The sequence below is a fragment of the Nocardia araoensis NBRC 100135 genome (assembly GCF_000308435.1).
Taxonomy (GTDB): Bacteria; Actinomycetota; Actinomycetes; order Mycobacteriales; family Mycobacteriaceae; genus Nocardia; species Nocardia araoensis.
Map to the genome: position 1 here is coordinate 21,910 of NZ_BAFR01000159.1, position 16,596 is coordinate 38,505.

At 67.5% G+C, this 16,596-nt stretch carries 14 protein-coding genes; 4 read left to right on the forward strand and 10 right to left on the reverse strand.

Annotated features, from left to right (window positions below):
• Nucleotides 1-212: 212 nt before the first annotated feature.
• Complete coding sequence (gene rpoB / locus ON21_RS21850; protein WP_039800299.1) at nucleotides 213-3,719, forward strand: DNA-directed RNA polymerase subunit beta; 3,507 nt, start codon at nucleotides 213-215, stop codon at nucleotides 3,717-3,719.
• Nucleotides 3,720-3,791: 72 nt separating this feature from the next.
• Here rpoB and ON21_RS21855 read toward each other — a convergent pair whose 3' ends face one another.
• The 4 genes from ON21_RS21855 to ON21_RS21870 form a co-directional block, all read right to left on the reverse strand.
• Entirely contained in the window at nucleotides 3,792-4,958 is a 1,167-nt protein-coding gene (locus tag ON21_RS21855) for a C40 family peptidase (RefSeq protein ID WP_039800300.1), read from the reverse strand.
• Between the two features lie 245 nt (nucleotides 4,959-5,203).
• On the reverse strand, nucleotides 5,204-6,055 hold the full coding sequence (locus ON21_RS21860) for a TIGR02569 family protein (RefSeq protein ID WP_039800301.1): 852 nt from the start codon (nucleotides 6,053-6,055) through the stop codon (nucleotides 5,204-5,206).
• Nucleotides 6,056-6,372: 317 nt separating this feature from the next.
• Nucleotides 6,373-7,557, reverse strand: coding sequence for an adenylyltransferase/sulfurtransferase MoeZ (moeZ, locus tag ON21_RS21865; protein WP_039800302.1), 1,185 nt, complete (start codon nucleotides 7,555-7,557; stop codon nucleotides 6,373-6,375).
• A gap of 157 nt (nucleotides 7,558-7,714) precedes the next feature.
• Nucleotides 7,715-8,686, reverse strand: a complete 972-nt coding sequence (locus tag ON21_RS21870; RefSeq protein WP_245562682.1) for a DUF3152 domain-containing protein — start codon at nucleotides 8,684-8,686, stop codon at nucleotides 7,715-7,717.
• 478 nt (nucleotides 8,687-9,164) lie between these two features.
• Between ON21_RS21870 and fasR the strand changes: the two genes are divergently transcribed.
• Nucleotides 9,165-9,821: an HTH-type transcriptional activator FasR gene (gene fasR, locus ON21_RS21875; protein WP_039800303.1), complete on the forward strand. Its 657-nt coding sequence runs from the start codon at nucleotides 9,165-9,167 to the stop codon at nucleotides 9,819-9,821.
• Between the two features lie 80 nt (nucleotides 9,822-9,901).
• On the opposite strand, the gene ON21_RS21880 is transcribed toward fasR, so the two are convergent.
• Entirely contained in the window at nucleotides 9,902-10,129 is a 228-nt protein-coding gene (locus ON21_RS21880) for a DUF3107 domain-containing protein (protein WP_039800304.1), read from the reverse strand.
• 67 nt (nucleotides 10,130-10,196) lie between these two features.
• Entirely contained in the window at nucleotides 10,197-10,736 is a 540-nt protein-coding gene (locus tag ON21_RS21885; protein ID WP_039800305.1) for a YceI family protein, read from the reverse strand.
• A gap of 102 nt (nucleotides 10,737-10,838) precedes the next feature.
• Between ON21_RS21885 and ON21_RS21890 the strand changes: the two genes are divergently transcribed.
• Nucleotides 10,839-11,678, forward strand: coding sequence for a helix-turn-helix domain-containing protein (locus tag ON21_RS21890; protein ID WP_051021192.1), 840 nt, complete (start codon nucleotides 10,839-10,841; stop codon nucleotides 11,676-11,678).
• On the opposite strand, the gene ON21_RS21895 is transcribed toward ON21_RS21890, so the two are convergent.
• Genes ON21_RS21895 through ON21_RS37275 form a run of 4 tightly spaced genes read right to left on the reverse strand, consistent with a single transcriptional unit; the run spans nucleotide 11,679 to nucleotide 14,377 of the window.
• Nucleotides 11,679-12,380 (reverse strand): ferritin-like fold-containing protein, encoded by a 702-nt coding sequence (locus ON21_RS21895; RefSeq protein ID WP_039800307.1) that lies wholly within the window; start codon nucleotides 12,378-12,380, stop codon nucleotides 11,679-11,681. It lies immediately after the preceding gene.
• A gap of 27 nt (nucleotides 12,381-12,407) precedes the next feature.
• Nucleotides 12,408-13,463, reverse strand: coding sequence for a polyhydroxyalkanoate synthase family protein (locus ON21_RS21900; RefSeq protein ID WP_039800308.1), 1,056 nt, complete (start codon nucleotides 13,461-13,463; stop codon nucleotides 12,408-12,410).
• Between the two features lie 13 nt (nucleotides 13,464-13,476).
• Nucleotides 13,477-14,118: an SCO6745 family protein gene (locus tag ON21_RS37270; protein WP_444543664.1), complete on the reverse strand. Its 642-nt coding sequence runs from the start codon at nucleotides 14,116-14,118 to the stop codon at nucleotides 13,477-13,479.
• A complete protein-coding gene (locus tag ON21_RS37275) occupies nucleotides 14,063-14,377 on the reverse strand; it encodes a helix-turn-helix domain-containing protein (RefSeq protein ID WP_051021194.1) in 315 nt (104 codons plus the stop codon). Before ON21_RS37275 ends, ON21_RS37270 begins: the two co-directional genes overlap by 56 nt.
• A 409-nt stretch (nucleotides 14,378-14,786) precedes the next feature.
• Between ON21_RS37275 and ON21_RS21910 the strand changes: the two genes are divergently transcribed.
• Nucleotides 14,787-16,535, forward strand: a complete 1,749-nt coding sequence (locus ON21_RS21910) for a DEAD/DEAH box helicase (protein WP_039800318.1) — start codon at nucleotides 14,787-14,789, stop codon at nucleotides 16,533-16,535.
• The last annotated feature ends 61 nt before the right edge of the window (nucleotides 16,536-16,596 follow it).

Below are 16,596 nucleotides of genomic sequence, written 5' to 3' on the forward strand. Positions count from 1 at the left end.
TCAGGTGTAATTTAGGGCTTCGCGCCGGGTCGCGTGCTGTCCAACTCTCGAAATACGAATTGACCGTGGAAGCGGCATGGTCTGCGTGCCGCCTTCCACCCGTTGTTGTCGAGTCATGTTCGGACACGGTCCAGCACGGTGCGCCATGTGAATCACCGCCCACAGGACAAGCAGATACCGTGACGCCCACGCGAATGTGCGGGCGTCATGAGGTGCTGGAAGGACGCATCTTGACAGTCTCGAGTCAGACCGACGTCTATGCCGCGACGCCCGCCGATTCCGGAGTCTCCCGCACACCGGAACGGCTCTCGTTCGCGAGGATCCGCGAGCCCCTCGAAGTTCCGGGCTTGCTGGAAATCCAGACCGATTCGTTCGAATGGTTGATCGGTACGCCCGCCTGGCGCGAACGGGCCACCGCCCGTGGCGAATCCGGTGCGAGCGGGTTGGCGGAGGTGCTCGCGGAAGTCAGCCCGATCGAGGACTTCGCAGGCTCCATGTCGCTGACGCTATCCGATCCACGCTTCGAGGAGGTCAAGGCCTCGATCGATGAGTGCAAAGACAAGGACATGACGTATGCGGCTCCGTTGTTCGTGACGGCGGAGTTCATCAACAACAACACCGGTGAGATCAAGAGCCAGACGGTCTTCATGGGTGATTTCCCGATGATGACCGATAAGGGCACGTTCATCATCAACGGCACCGAGCGGGTTGTGGTGTCGCAGTTGGTGCGTTCGCCGGGTGTCTATTTCGATCACACGGTCGACAAGGGCACGGAGAAGGATCTGCACAGTGTGCGGGTCATCCCGTCGCGTGGCGCGTGGCTGGAGTTCGACGTGGACAAGCGCGACACCGTTGGTGTGCGCATCGACCGCAAGCGCCGCCAGCCCGTGACGGTCCTGCTGAAAGCGCTCGGTTGGACGAGTGAGCGGATCGTCGAGCGCTTCGGCTTCTCCGAAGTGATGATGACGTCTTTGGAGAAGGACGGCACAGCGGGCACCGATGAGGCGCTGCTCGATATCCATCGCAAGCTGCGTCCGGGTGAGCCGCCGACGAAGGAGTCCGCGCAGACCCTGTTGGAGAACCTGTTTTTCAAGGAGAAGCGCTACGACCTGGCGCGCGTGGGCCGGTACAAGATCGACAAGAAACTCGGCATGCGCACCGGCGCAGGCGCACTGGCGCTGACCGAAGAGGACATCGTCACGATCATCGAATACCTGCTGCGCCTGCACGCGGGCGAGAAGACGATGACCGGCCCCGGTGGCGTCGAGGTGCGAGTCGAGGTCGATGACATCGACCATTTCGGCAATCGTCGCCTGCGCAGTATCGGCGAGTTGATCCAGTCTCAGATCCGGCTGGGGCTCTCCCGCATGGAGCGCGTGGTCCGCGAGCGGATGACCACCCAGGACGTCGAGGCGATCACGCCGCAGACCCTGATGAACATTCGTCCCGTCGTCGCGGTGCTCAAGGAGTTCTTCGGCACCTCGCAGCTGTCGGTGTTCTTGGACGAGCGCAATCCGCTGGCGAGCCTGACCCAGAAACGCCGCCTGTCCGCGCTCGGTCCGGGCGGTCTGTCCCGGGAGCGTGCCAGTCTGGAAGTCCGCGATGTGCACTACAGCCATTACGGCCGGATGTGCCCGATCGAGACCCCGGAAGGCCCGAACATCGGCTTGATCGGCTATCTGTCGGTGTATGCGCGGGTCAACCCGTTCGGTTTCATCGAGACGCCGTACCGGAGAGTGGTCGACGGCCGGGTCACCGACGAGATCGACTACCTGACCGCCGACCAGGAAGACCTGCATGTCGTCGCGCAGGCGAACGAGCCGCTGGACGCCGACGGACGTTTCGTCAATGCGCGCATCGCGGTGCGCCGCAAGGATTCCGAGGTAGAACTCGTCAGCTCCGCCGAGGTGGACTATGTCGACGTCTCGCCGCGCCAGATGGTGTCGGTCGCGACCGCCATGATCCCGTTCCTCGAGCACGACGACGCCAACCGCGCCCTGATGGGCGCGAACATGCAGAAGCAGGCGGTTCCGCTGATCCGCTCGGAGGCCCCTCTGGTGGGCACCGGTATGGAGCTGCGCGCCGCGGTCGACGCCGGTGACGTCGTGGTCAGCGAGAAAGCCGGTGTGGTCGAGGAAGTCTCCGCCGACTACGTCACCGTCATGCACGACGACGGCACGCGCAAGAGCTACCGGATGCGCAAGTTCAACCGGTCGAACCAGGGCACCTGTGCCAACCAGCGTCCGATCGTGGACGAAGGCCAGCGGGTCGAGATCGGTCAAGTCCTCGCGGACGGACCCGCCACCGAGAACGGTGAGATGGCTCTGGGTAAGAACCTGTTGGTGGCGATCATGCCGTGGGAGGGTCACAACTACGAGGACGCGATCATCCTGTCGCAGCGGTTGGTGGAGGAGGACGTTCTCACCTCGATTCATATCGAGGAGCACGAGATCGATGCTCGGGACACCAAGCTGGGTGCGGAGGAGATCACGCGGGATATCCCGAATGTGTCCGATGAGGTGCTGGCGGATCTGGACGAGCGTGGCATCGTGCGGATCGGCGCGGAGGTGCGTGACGGGGACATCCTGGTCGGCAAGGTCACCCCGAAGGGTGAGACCGAGCTGACGCCGGAGGAGCGGCTGTTGCGGGCGATCTTCGGTGAGAAGGCGCGTGAGGTGCGTGATACCTCGTTGAAGGTGCCTCATGGTGAGTCCGGCAAGGTGATCGGTATCCGGGTGTTCTCCCGGGAGGACGACGACGATCTGCCGCCGGGTGTCAACGAGCTGGTGCGGGTGTATGTGGCGCAGAAGCGCAAGATCCAGGACGGTGACAAGCTCGCCGGCCGGCACGGTAACAAGGGTGTGATCGGCAAGATCCTGCCGACCGAGGACATGCCGTTCCTGCCGGACGGTACCCCGGTCGACATCATCCTCAACACCCATGGTGTGCCGCGGCGTATGAACATCGGCCAGATCCTGGAAACCCATCTGGGCTGGATCGGCAAAGCAGGCTGGAACATTCAGCTCCCGGACGGGACTCGTCCGGACTGGGCGGAACGATTGCCCGACGAATTGTTGTCTGCGGCCCCGAACACGAATCTCGCGACACCGGTCTTCGATGGCGCCCGCGAGGAAGAACTCGCCGGATTGCTGGCATCGACGCTGCCCAACCGCGACGGTGAGGTCTTGGTCGGGGCGGATGGTAAAGCGACCTTGTTCGATGGTCGTTCGGGTGAGCCGTTCCCGTACCCGGTGGCGGTCGGTTACATGTACATCCTGAAGCTGCACCACCTGGTCGACGACAAGATCCACGCGCGTTCGACCGGTCCGTACTCGATGATCACCCAGCAGCCGCTGGGTGGTAAGGCGCAGTTCGGTGGTCAGCGTTTCGGTGAGATGGAGTGCTGGGCCATGCAGGCCTACGGTGCGGCCTACACCCTGCAGGAACTGCTGACCATCAAGTCCGACGACGTGGTCGGTCGCGTGAAGGTCTACGAAGCGATCGTCAAGGGCGAGAACATCCCGGAGCCGGGCATTCCGGAATCGTTCAAGGTCCTGCTCAAGGAACTCCAGTCGCTGTGCCTCAACGTCGAAGTGCTGTCCGCGGGGTCGGCCATCGAGTTCCAGCACGCCGACGACGAGGTGGATCGCACCGCCGCCAATTTGGGAATCAAGCTGTCCGGTAATGAGTCCGCCTCGGTGAACGACCTCTCGAGCTGATACTGCCGCACAGTGATCCGCGCGCCGCGCACAGGGCTGCCGGAATGGCCCGTGCGCGGCGCACCGGTCCGGTCAGGACGCTCTTGCCTGGTTGGACGGCGGCTTGACCACGCCGACGAGCGAGCCCGTGTTCATGGAATAGTGGTTGGATTTCAATCGGTCGCCGGAATTTCCTTCGATGGTGGTGATCTGGCCGGTTCTGGGATCCACGGACTCCACGATTCCGACATGGTCCGGGGTTCCGTCGCCCTCCCAGTCGAAGATGATCATGTCCCCCTTTTGCGCACTCGAGATGTTCGCCGCCAGCCCCATGTGCTGGGCGTCGTTCCAGATGGAGGGCACGTAGTCCGGGTTGGTCCAATTGACGTTGTAACCGGCTTTGTCCCATACCCAAGTGGAGAAGGCCGCGCACCACGCGCCATTGATGTTGTACGGCGCCAGATATGGTTTGTCACCGATGTAGAAAATTGGGACATTGTCGCCGTTGGTCTCGGATACACCGAGACGCAGCTGCTCCAGCGCCTTCGCCACAATATCGTCCGGGGTCCCGTTACCAGGGGTCCAGCTGGCGTCACTGGCGGTCGGCACGAACGGGGACCGGGAACCGGCATACGGCGCGTTGCCATAGGTGTTGCGCGGAAGGTCCGGCATCATGTTGTAGATATTGCCCGCGTTCCTTCGCATGCCGCTGTCTGCGTCCTCGATCGTGTCGTGTACACGGTCCACCCCCTCCAGGATCAGCTGCAGCAAACGGTTCTCCTCGGCGGCAGTCAGGTGCAAGTTGCCATCTGGCAGTCGGGTCAGCTGGTGCTCCCCTGGTTCACGGCCCAGCTCGGTCTTGAGCCCGTTCACGATCTCCTTGACATCCTGGAACGCCTTATTCGAGGTGTCGAAGCTCGCGATGGCGCGTTCGTTCACGCCGTCGTTCTGCGCTTGCAGTTGTGACGTTTTGTCCAGGAACGCACCGTGCTGCTTGTCGTAGTTGTCGACCAGCACCGCCGATCCGGACTTGAGCGTCTGGGCACCATCCTGGGTGAGCATTTTGCCGTCCGCGCTCAGCAGCTTCTTATCCGCCAGCCAAGCGATCATGTCCGGTTGTCCTCCCTCCCATCCGGAGGCGAACAGCATGACCGCATTCTGCATGTACACATTCGCCACGTCGACGACCGCGTTGAGACCGCCACTGGCATAGGCGGGATGCGGAAGGTCGGGAAGATCTATGTCGGCAAGGGTCGTCATGCACACCCTCCACTCCGCGCGGTCCCTACGGCCCGTCCCCGCGGGACAACAAACAGCATCCGTAACCTCTCTCGGCGAGAGTCTCCTGGCACATGCGGCGCACGTGCGTTATCGCAAGTATCGGGCATTCCCGACATTGGCAATTGCCGACATGTCCGTCCGGACCCCAGGTGAGCTGCCCCGACGAACCGCAACGAATCGTGCACTGTGGGGGTGGAATACGTTGCGTGGGAGAGCTTTCGCCATCAGAGGGTCAGACGCACCATGTCCGCCGTGCGCGCCAGGCCGGGGAACGCCTGGGGAGTGGATCGCGGATGCAGCGCGTGCACCGCGAGCCGGAACATGACCGCGCGCAACAACATCTGCGGCCACTCCGGCAGGTCCGCCCAACGGTCGAGCAACCCGTCGTCCGCGCCGCCCCAGGCCAGTGCGTCCACGACGATCACCGCCGCCGCCCAGGGGACCGGCCGCCAGTACGGGGTGATATCGGTGAGCCCGGGAGTCTGCGCGCCCGCGAACAAGACGGTGCCGAACAAGTCGCCGTGCACCAGCTGCGGAGGCGACTGCACCGGCTTGCGGAGGGTGGCGAGTTGGCCGATCAGTTCGATGCTGCGCCGCCCGTCCGGGGAGGTCGACAGCGACGCGCCGCCCGTGCGCAGACTGCGCAGCGGCACCGGCTCCCAGGCGGCGCGATCGGCCGCGACGAACACATCGATGTCGACCCACGGCACCACCGGCGGCTGCGCGAGGAAGCGCGGACGCTCCAGCTCCGCCGTGGCCTTGTGCAGGCGCAGCGACACCGAGACGACCTCGTCGTGTCGTGGTTCGGGTATGCCCTCCAGGTAGGTGTCCGCGCGCCAGCCGGACACCACATAGCGGCCGTCGGTCGCCCGCACCGGACGGGCCAGCCGCAGCCCGTCCACCTTCAACGCCTCACGCACCTTCGCCGACCACGCCGCCCGCGCGTGATCGGTGACCGGACTGAGCACCACATCGCCCAAGCGCCAGCCGCCTTCCCAGTCGCCGAGCGCAACCGGGGTCACTTCGCGCAGACCGAACGTGGCACGCACATGCTCGGGAGGTTCCACAGAAGTCACGGCCGTACCGTACGCTGCGCCCGTTTTGGCGCGCCTCCGGCGCGCCGTGTTCGCGGCCGATGCTCGGTCTCGCTTCGCTCGAAACCGGTAGCTGGGCTCAGCTGGGCGCGTTGACGTTCGAACTCGGGACTCCGTCCTTGGGCACTCACGAATCGACTGCTGCCGATTACCGCCGTTGAACACTCCGGCGGAACGGCGATTATCCGGATTCGGAGAGCACGCTTCACTCGTCCGCCGGAACCCAGGGCACTGTGGGACAGCGCAATCGCACAGCGAACGCCTACGCCCCGGCCAGCAGGGCGTAGACGTTCACCCGCTCAGTACACCGGCAGTGACTTGTCGACCTGGTTCGCCCAGGCGATCACGCCGCCTTGCAGGTGGGTGGCGTCGGAGAAGCCCGCGCGTTTGAGGGCGGCCAAGGCCTCGGCGGAGCGCACGCCGGTCTTGCAGTGCAGCACGATCGGACGGTTCTGGGGCAGCTCGGACAGCGCCTCGCCGGACAGGATGCGGTCCTTGGGGATGAGCTTCGCGCCCTCGATGTGCACGATGTCCCACTCGACCGGCTCCCGCACGTCGATCAGCTCGATCGGCTTGCCCGACGCCAGCAGTTCCTCGAGCTCGCGCGCGGTGATGGTGGAGCCGACCGCCGCCGCTTGACCCTCCTCGGACACCACGCCGCAGAACGCCTCGTAGTCGATCAGTTCGGTGATCGGCTGACGCTCCGGGTCGCGGCGCAGCTTGATGGTGCGGTAGTTCATGTCCAGTGCGTCGTACACCATCAGACGGCCGAGCAGCGGCTCGCCGATGCCGGTGATCAGCTTGATGGCCTCGGTGACCATCACCGAACCGATGGACGCGCACAGCACCCCGAGCACACCGCCCTCGGCGCAGGACGGAACCATACCGGGCGGCGGGGCCTCCGGGTACAGGTCGCGGTAGTTGATGCCGCGCCCGTCCGGGGCGTCCTCCCAGAACACCGAGACCTGGCCCTCGAAGCGGTAGATCGAGCCCCACACATACGGCTTGCCCGCGAGCACCGCGGCGTCGTTGACCAGGTACCGAGTGGCGAAGTTGTCGGTGCCGTCGACGATCAGGTCGTACTGCTCGAACAGCTCCACCGCGTTCTCCGGCTCCAGCCGGATCTTGTGCAAGCGGACGTCGATGCCGGAGTTGATCTCCAGGATCGAGTCGCGCGCGCTGTCGGCCTTCGAGCGGCCGATGTCGGACTCGCCGTGAATGATCTGACGCTGCAGGTTCGAGGCGTCGACCTCGTCGAATTCGACGATGCCCAGCGTGCCCACGCCCGCGGCGGCCAGGTAGAGCAGGGCGGGCGAACCGAGGCCACCCGCGCCGATCACCAGCACTTTGGCGTTCTTCAGACGTTTCTGCCCGTCCACGCCCAGATCGGGAATGATCAGGTGTCGGCTGTAGCGGGCTACCTCATCCCTGGTCAGCTCCGCGGCCGGCTCGACAAGTGGCGGCAGGGACTTGGGTGATGACACGTCCAGGACTCCTCGAATCGCTTGGCCGATCGCTGCGGCGGTATGACGCCCTCGGCGGGTTGCTTCAACTGTGCAACACCGACGACCGGGCCATTCTTCCCGACCATCGTTCCGTATACCCGGCGCGCGGCGACAACCACCCCGTCCGGCCCGGCCCTCATCCCCGGGGGTAGGGCCAGGGGTTGAAGCGGCAGCGCTTGCCGTCCATCGGGACCACGCCGTGCGGATCGAGGGCGGCGATGTCGTCGTTGCGGGTACCGAAGGTCTGCTGCATCATCACCGGCGCCAAGCCGCCGTCGGTCTCGCACGCCTGATGCTGGTGGTAGCCGATGGCGTGGCCGACCTCGTGGTTGATCAGGTACTGCCGATAGGACCCGACGTCGCCTTCGAACGCGAGCGCGCCGCGCACCCACCGGACCTCCGACAGCACCACGCGACGATCGTCGGCGTTGTAGCAGGAGGTATCGATCGGGATGTCGAAACCGCATTCCTTGCGGCTGGATCCCCGTGAGGTGAGCGAAACGCGGAAGTCGACGTCGCCTTGGTCGACCCTGCGGAACGCGAACTTGGGGTCGTGGGTCCAGCTCTTCGGGTTGGCCAGCGTCGAATCGATCATCTTGGCGACGGCCTCGTCCCCGCCCAGGCCGGAGGTATCCACGCCGTTCTCGATCTCCACGGTGTAGCGGAAGGCGGTCGCGGTTCCGGTGCCGATCTGGGCGGTCGTGCCGGGCACCACGTGCCAGACGCCCGCACCGGCCTCGGCGAACGCGCCGCCTTCGGGCAGCGCCCCGGTGGGTAGGTCGGTGGGAAAGTGCCCGTCACCCGGCGGGGCGCCGATGATGCCCGCGGTGGCGGTGGCCGGACTGAGTCGCCCGAGGCCTGGATCCGTGCCCGCGGCGTTGAGATCGTCGGTGGCGCGGATCGCGTCGACCACCACCAGAACGGTGATCACCACCAGAACGGGTAGCGCGTACGCCCGCCAGCCGTAGGTCGAGACGAATCTGCCGAGCGCGCTCTGCTTCTTGGCGTCCCGCTCGGGGCGCGCCCTGGCCCTGCCCTCGTCCGGAGCGGTGGGATCCCAGCGGGCGCGCAGTGGCTGGTGGGATCGCTCGGCCCTGTGCGAGTACAGACCGAGCGGATCGTAGAACTCATCCTGTTCGAGCTGCGTGGGGACGGAATCAGGTTCGGGCGCGGGAGGTTCGGGCGCTTTGCCGCGCTTTCGCTTACTCGTCCCGCGACCGGGTGATCCGCCACCCGTACCGGACCGCTTGGCTGCGCCGGTCCGAGCCGCACCACTGGATCGCGCCTCTGGCCAGGTTCTCGCCACGTGGTCCGACCCTACGGAACCGGGCGCGCCGGAGCCAGCTGGGCGGCGCGCACCACGCCGCCCGCCGGGTGGTCTTTCCGGTCGGTCGGTCACGGTCACCAGCGTCTCACAGCGGCGAATCCCCACCTACGGGCACACCGGCGGCCTTGTCGGTGCGACAATGTGTCTGCGGGTGCCACCGGTTGCCCGGCCCCGATCCGCGGGCGGGCGACAACCGGGTATCGTGCTTGAGATACCCGGTGCACACCCCTTTGCCGGGGAATCGACTGGGAGAGCCGAAATGACTGACCTCGTGGACCGGATGACGTCCCGTAGATCGTCGTCCGAGCCCGCCAAACGCGGCACCCGGCTTCCGCGCGACGAGCGACGTCTACAGCTACTCGCGGCGGCAAGCGAAGTCTTCGTGCAGCGCGGCTACCACGCCGCGGGCATGGACGAGATCTCGCAGTGCGCCGGTGTGAGCAAGCCGGTGCTGTACCAGCACTTCACCAGCAAGCTGGAGCTCTATCTCGCGGTGCTGCAGAACTACGTCGACATGCTGGTCTCCAGCGTGCGCCAGGCGCTGCGGTCCACCACCGACAACAAGCAGCGCGTGCGCGCGGCGGTGCAGGCGTACTTCGATTTCGTGGACAACGAGATGCAGGGCTTCCGCCTGGTCTTCGAGTCCGACCTGACCAGCGAGCCGCAGGTGCAGCGCCGGGTCGAGCAGGCCACCGAGGCCTGCGTGGACGCGGTCTTCGACCTCGTCGCGCACGATTCGGGCCTGGACCCCTACCGGGCCCGCATCCTGGCCGTCGGCTTGGTCGGCGCGAGCCAGTTCACCGCGCGCTACTGGCTGGAGGCCGATCGGCCGATCCCGAAGGAGGAGGCGGTCGACACCACCGTCTCGCTCGCGTGGGGCGGCCTCAAGCACGTGCCGCTGCACCCGATCGACTGATCGGTCACGACGACGAACGAGCCCCTGTCCCCGAGCGATCGGGGGCAGGGGCTCGTTGCGTATCGGCCGGAAGCCGGAAGTCAGACGGCGGCGAAACCGACGCGGCCGCCGGTGGTGGAGCCGATCTCGACGTAGGCGACCTTCGAAGCCTGGATCAGGAACTTGCGGCCCTTCTCGTCGGTGAGCGTCAAGACGCCGCCGTCGCCGCCGAGGGCACCGGACACCAGCGCCTCGACCTCTTCCTGGGTCTGCGCGCTGCTGATCACCAGCTCGCGCGGGCTATCCGAAATACCGATCTTGACCTCCACGGCCAACCTCCGAACCTGAGAGTCCTGTGCTGTCGGTTCCAAGGCTAGTTGGGACCGCCGGGGGCGCTCACTTGGGCTCGATCAGCTGGATCTCGAGTTCGATCTTGACGGTGTCACTGAGCATGCCGGGCAGCGCGCCGCCGACGCCGAAATCGGTGCGCTTGATGGTGCCGGTCGCGGAGAAGCCCGCGTGCCGGTCGCCGGTCGGGCCGAAGTCCTGCACGCCACCCCATTCGACTTCCAGGGTGACCGGCTTGGTGATCGAGCCGAGCGTGGCTTCGCCCTCGACTTCGAAGGTCTCCGCGACAACCACCGGATGGTTGGCGCGGAAGGTCAGCGTGGGACGGTTGGCTACGTCGAGGAAGTCGGCGGTACGGATGTGCGCGTCCCGGTCCGCGTTGCCGGTGTCGAAGGAGTCGAGGTAGATGGTCGCGCCGACGGTGGCCGCGCCCGATTCGTCGACCACGAATTCGGTCTCGAACCGGTTGAACCCGCCACGCACCTTGGAGATGCCGAGATGGCGGATGGTGAAGGCGACCGAGGAGTGCGCGGCGTCGAGTGCCCACGAACCGGATTTCAGCGTGGTGGATTCCGAGGTAGATGTCATGCCTCCGACAATGACCGGACCGCGGTCCGGCAGCCAGACCGCCGTTATCCTGGACCTGACAGGGCGCGGATAAACGTCCTCGGACCGGGCACGATGGGACCTATGGCAAGCAACGGATTCGCGGAGTTCCTCATCGCCCGGCGCGCCGAACTGCGGCCGTCGGACGTCGGCTTGCCCGAGGGCGGGCGTCGCCGGACACCCGGGCTGCGCCGCGAGGAGGTCGCCGTCCGTGCGGGCGTGAGCGTCGATTACCTGGCCCGGCTGGAGCAGGGTCGCGACACCAACCCGTCGCTCGCGGTGATCGACGCGTTGGCCGACGCGCTGCTGTTGCGCGGGGACGACCGCCAGTACTTCGGCATGCTCGCGATGGCTTCCGGCAACGAATCACGGTGCCCCGGCAGCGAATCCGCTCGGGAGCAGGTGACTCCGACGATCGAGACGATTCTGCGCGCGTTGCAGCCGACGCCGGCCTTCGTGGTCGGTCGCAGGCTGAACGTGCTGGGCTGGAACCAGGCGTGGGCCGATTTCGCCGCCCCGCTGGGCCTGCTGGACGGGCCGGATCAGCCCAATCTCGCCTGGTACACCTTCGTGCATCCCGCCGCCCGGCGCGTCCTGCGCAACTGGGAGGAAGCCGCCGACACCTTCACCGCCGCCCTCTGCCGCGCCAAACTCCATTGGCCCGGCGACGACGCGCTGCTCGAGACGATCGAGGCGCTGCGCGCGCTCCCCGACTTCGCCGGCCGCTGGAAGCCGCATCGGGTCGGCGCACCCGGCTCCGGCACGCTGCACCTCGACCATCCCGTGCACGGCGTGGTCGAGGTGCCGTTCGAGATGCTGGAAGCCGACGGCCGGGATCAGAGCGTCGTGGTGTGGCTGATCGACCGCGCGAGCGTCCACGCGCCCGGCTTGCGGCTGGTGCCCAACCGCGCGGCGAACGGATAGTCAGATACCGAGCACCGCCATGCGCTCGGCGTGGCTGTCCTGCATCCGCTCGAACAGCGCCGCGATGCCGTTGAGATCGCCGGTGGCGCTGAGCACCAGATCTGTGAGCTCGTCGCGCTGCGCCATGACGAATTGCGCCTGGGTGATCGCCTCACCGAGCAGCCGCCTGCCCCAGAGCGTGAGCCGGTCGCGCTCGGAGCGGCTCTCGGTGACCGCCCGGCGCACCTCTTCGACGACGAACTCGGAGTGACTGGTCTCGGCGAGCACGTCGCGGACCACCGCGGCGACGTCGGGGGTCAGCGCGCCCGCGATCTCGGTGTAGAAGTCCGCGGCGATGCCGTCACCGACGTAGAACTTCACCATCGACTCGAGCCACGTCGACGGGTCGGTGGACGCGTGGTAGTCGTCCAGGGCGTGCACGAACGGCGCCATGGCGTCGAAGACGTCGGCGCCGCGCGCGGCCAGCGCGGACTCCAGCGTCTTGAAATGCTCCATCTCGGCCGCGGCCATCGTCGCGACCGCCACCTTGCCCCGCAGGGTAGGCGACAGCTTGGCCTCCTCGGCCAGCCGATAGAACGCGGAGATCTCGCCGTAGGCGAGCACCGCGAACAGGTCGGTCACGCCGGGATGGCTAGCTGGGATGGAAAGGCTCGCTGGGTCGGTCGACGAAACACCTAACGCGGCAGGTGACTGTGCTCCCATGCGCCCCAGCGTAATACTCACCGCCGCTCAGGCGGTCTCGGCCAGGAACTTCTCGAGATAACTCCATGTCGTGTCACGCGCGGTCGGCGCGGCCAGGATGCCGAGGTGGCTGCCGGGTGCGGTCTCGTAACGGACCATGGCCGCTCCGGTCAGCAGGTGCACACCCCCCTCGACGGCGGGAGCCGGCGTGATCACGTCGGACGGCCCGCCGACGAGCAGCACCGGCGCGGTCACCTTCGCCAGCTCGATCCGGCGCTCGCCGAGCCGGACGACACCGCGCCCGATGTCGTTACCGAGGATGAACCGCCCCCACAGCTGACCGTAGAAACGGCCCGGATAGCCGGGCATCTCGGCCATGAACCGATCGATCGTCTCCATCTTCGCCAGCGCCTCGGTGCGCGCGATATTGCTCGCGACGAACCACGGCCGGGTCAGCTCGCGATCCCAGGCGGTGACCTTGTAGCCGATTCGAGTCAGTGTCGCAGGAACGCCACCGGCCGCGCGGATGACGGTCGAGGTGGCCCGGCCGCCCGTGAGTTTCGCGACGGCGCGCAACTGGGGCACGCCGGTCATCCGGTCGTAGTCCAGCGGCGAGCCGACGGCGGTGATGGACCGGATGGGCAGTTCGGGATGCGCCGCGGCGGTCAGCAGGGCCAGCGTGCCGCCGAGCGACCAGCCCACCAGATCGACCGCGCGTCCGTCGCGGTCGGCGCTGGTGCGCAGCACCGCCTCGGGCAGGATGTCGTCGATCCAGTCCTCGAAGCCCATGCGCCGGTCGGCGAAGGTGATCTCGCCGTAGTCGACGACATAGGGGCTGCGGCCGATCTCCAGCAGGAAGCGCGCAAGGCTCTGGTCGCGCCGCAGATCGAAACAGGTGGCGGGCGCGGCCAGCGGCGGGACCAGCAGGACGGCCGAATCGGCTTCCGCCGCTCGCCCGTCCGCTCGCTCGAACCGCCGCAGTTGCCGGTGCGGCTCGTCCCACAGGATCGTCGCGGGGGTCGGGTCCGGCGCCTCGATGCCGGAGCCGAAGGTCAGCGCCCAAGCGTTGCGCGCGGCGAGGGTGACAGTGTCGGCAAGGCTCACAGCGAAGAGAGTCTCACATCTCGGTACCGCCGGTAACAGGCAACTCCCGCCGCGCTACCGCGGCCCCCATGCCGACGGGGTTGAGCGGCGGCACCACCGACTCCTGCACGCTGCGCACCAGCGGCGCGAGCGAGGTGGTCAGCTCGGTGAGCGCGTCGGCCGACAGCATCCCGAGCGCGCCGGTCCACGCCGCTTCGTCGGTCTCGGCCTCGACCGCGGCGAGCAACTCCGCGCCGCTGCCGGTGAGCGTCGGCGTGACCGGTTCCCCGGCGACCAGGCCGCGGGCGCGCAGCTCGTCGAAAGCGTCCGCCCATTCCGCCTCCGACACCCCACGCGCGGGCCGCATCACCGATTCGGGCGCCTTGCCCGCCGCCACCTGGGCGACCAGCGCCTGGCGTCCACTGAGACCGTGGGTCACCAGCGCCGCGACATGGCCGTCGCCGCGATGCTCGCGCAGGGAAGTGGTGAGTTGCCACAGCGCGGCCACCGGGTCGGCGGGCAGCGGAAGCGCCGCGTTGGCGGCGAACAGCACCCGTCCCGTCGGATCGGCCGCGCGCTGCACCGGCGCGAGCAACTCGACCGCGCGAGCGCACACCGCGTCACCCGCGCCGACGCCGCGCAGCAGGCCGGTGACCAGTTCGAGCCGAGCGTCCAGGCAGCGTTGGCGGCGTCGCGCGCTCCCAGGCCTCCGGCAGCGCGCGACGCACCATGTCGGGGTGGAATCCGGCGAAAGCCGCCTGCACGGCAGCGGGGGTCACCGCGCCCAGCGGCGCGGCGCGGAAAGCGAAGTAGGTCTGCCAGTAGCCGCGCAAACCGATCCCGACGCCCGCCTCCTTGACGCCGGTTCCGAAATAGACGACATCGTGGAGCGGTTCGAGCGTCGCCCAGATTTGCCGCGCCGGATGAATTCCCATGTGGCGCAGCGTACGTGGGGGCCAGGCGCGGCGAAAGCGCGCTGCGGGTTCCGGCCATTTTCGGGAGCGCGCCGCGGTGGCAATTCGAGCGGGGCACAATATCACGCTACAATCGCGTCGGACAACGAAAAGTTTCGCTCGACAGAGTTGCCGGACGTCGCGCTCACGCACACCGCGGGGACGCCGCTGCGACCGCCGACCGGTTTCGAGTGCGAAGTTTTCGTTGGACAGGAAAATGTGCGCGCACCAATCCGCGTCACCAGTGCGCCGCGCCGATGTTTTGCGAGGTAGCCGCCGCTTTTCGCGGCAGGCGCCCGGCATCCGGAGCGTGGCCGGGTGAAGTATCGCCTGCGGAGTCGTGGTCGTCGTGGACCGCCCGGTCCGCCCCACCTCGTGCGCGCGGGACGTGATTACGAGGAAGGCACGAACCCTGAGCAAGATCACAGTCGATCAGGAACCAGGTCTGGCGGAGACCCTGTTGACGGCCGAACTGGACGCAACGCATACCGCCCCGACTTTCGCCGAATTGGGCGTGCGCGCGGAAATCGTCCGCGCACTCGGCGAGATCGGAATCGAACGTACTTTCGCCATTCAAGAACTGACCCTCCCGCTGGCGCTCGCGGGCGAAGATCTCATCGGTCAGGCCCGCACCGGCATGGGTAAAACCTTCGGATTCGGCGTGCCGCTGCTGCACCGGATCGCCACCGCGGAATCCGGCACGACGCCGCTGGACGGCACGCCGCGCGCGCTGGTCATCGTGCCGACGCGCGAGCTGTGCATCCAGGTCACCAAGGACCTGGAGAACGCGGGCAAGTACCTGACCAACCACCAGGGTCCGCTGCGCGTCGCGTCCATCTACGGCGGCCGTCCGTACGAGGCGCAGATCGCGGCGTTGCGCGCGGGCGTCGACGTGGTGGTCGGCACGCCGGGCCGGCTCCTCGACCTCGCCGACCAGCAGCACCTGATCCTCGGCAAGATCGGCGTCTTGGTGCTGGACGAGGCTGACGAAATGCTCGACCTGGGCTTCCTCCCGGACATCGAGCGCATCCTCGGCATGGTCCCGGACAAGCGCCAGACCATGCTGTTCTCGGCCACCATGCCCGGGCCGATCATCACCCTGGCGCGCACCTTCCTGACCCGGCCGACGCACATCAGGGCCGAGGAGCCGCACGACTCGGCGGTGCACGACCGCACCGCGCAGTTCGTCTACCGCGCGCACGCCTTGGACAAGGGCGAGCTGATCGCGCGGATACTGCAGGCCGAGAGCCGCGGCGCCACGATGATCTTCACGCGCACCAAGCGCACGGCGCAGAAGGTGGCCGACGAACTGGCCGAGCGCGGGTTCGCGGTCGGCGCGGTACACGGCGACCTCGGGCAGATCGCCAGGGAGAAGGCCCTGACCAAGTTCCGCAAGGGCACCATCGACGTGCTGGTCGCCACCGACGTCGCGGCGCGCGGCATCGACATCGACGACGTCACGCACGTCATCAACTACCAGTGCCCGGAGGACGAGAAGACCTACGTGCACCGGATCGGACGCACCGGCCGGGCCGGGCGCACCGGCGTCGCGGTGACGCTGATCGACTGGGACGAGCTCAACCGCTGGTCGGCGATCGACAGCGCGCTCGGGCTCGGCATCCCCGAGCCGGTCGAGACGTACTCGCGCTCGCCGCACCTGTACGCGGATCTCGGTATCCCCGAGGACGTGACCGGCGTGATCCGCAAGCCGAAACCGGAACGCGATCCGGACGCGGTGGTGGTCGAACGTACCGCCCGTGCCCCGCGCAAGCGCAACCGCAAGCGCACCCGCGGCGGTAAGCCGATCGACGGCACGCCGGACATCACCGATTCGGCCGACACCGACGCCTCAGGGGCCGACGAGGTCACCGAAACGGAGCAGGGCGGCGAGGCGGATTCCGCCGACAAGCCAGCCCGCCGCAGGCGCAGGCGGCGCCGGTCGACCGGCGACACCACCGAGGTCACCGGCACCGACGAGTCGGGTCGGGAGACCGTGGACGACAACGCCGCCGCGGACGGGACCGACACGGCCGACCGGCCCGCTCGACGCAGGCGCAGGCGGCGCCGCACGGGCGAAGGGGACGTCGCGGCGGAGGCCACCGGGAGCGTGGCCGAGCACGCGGCCGCCGCGTCGGCCTGACGGCCCGGATCGGCTAGTCTCGCATTCGTGCTCGCACCCGAGCGGCGGACGCGCGCCGATA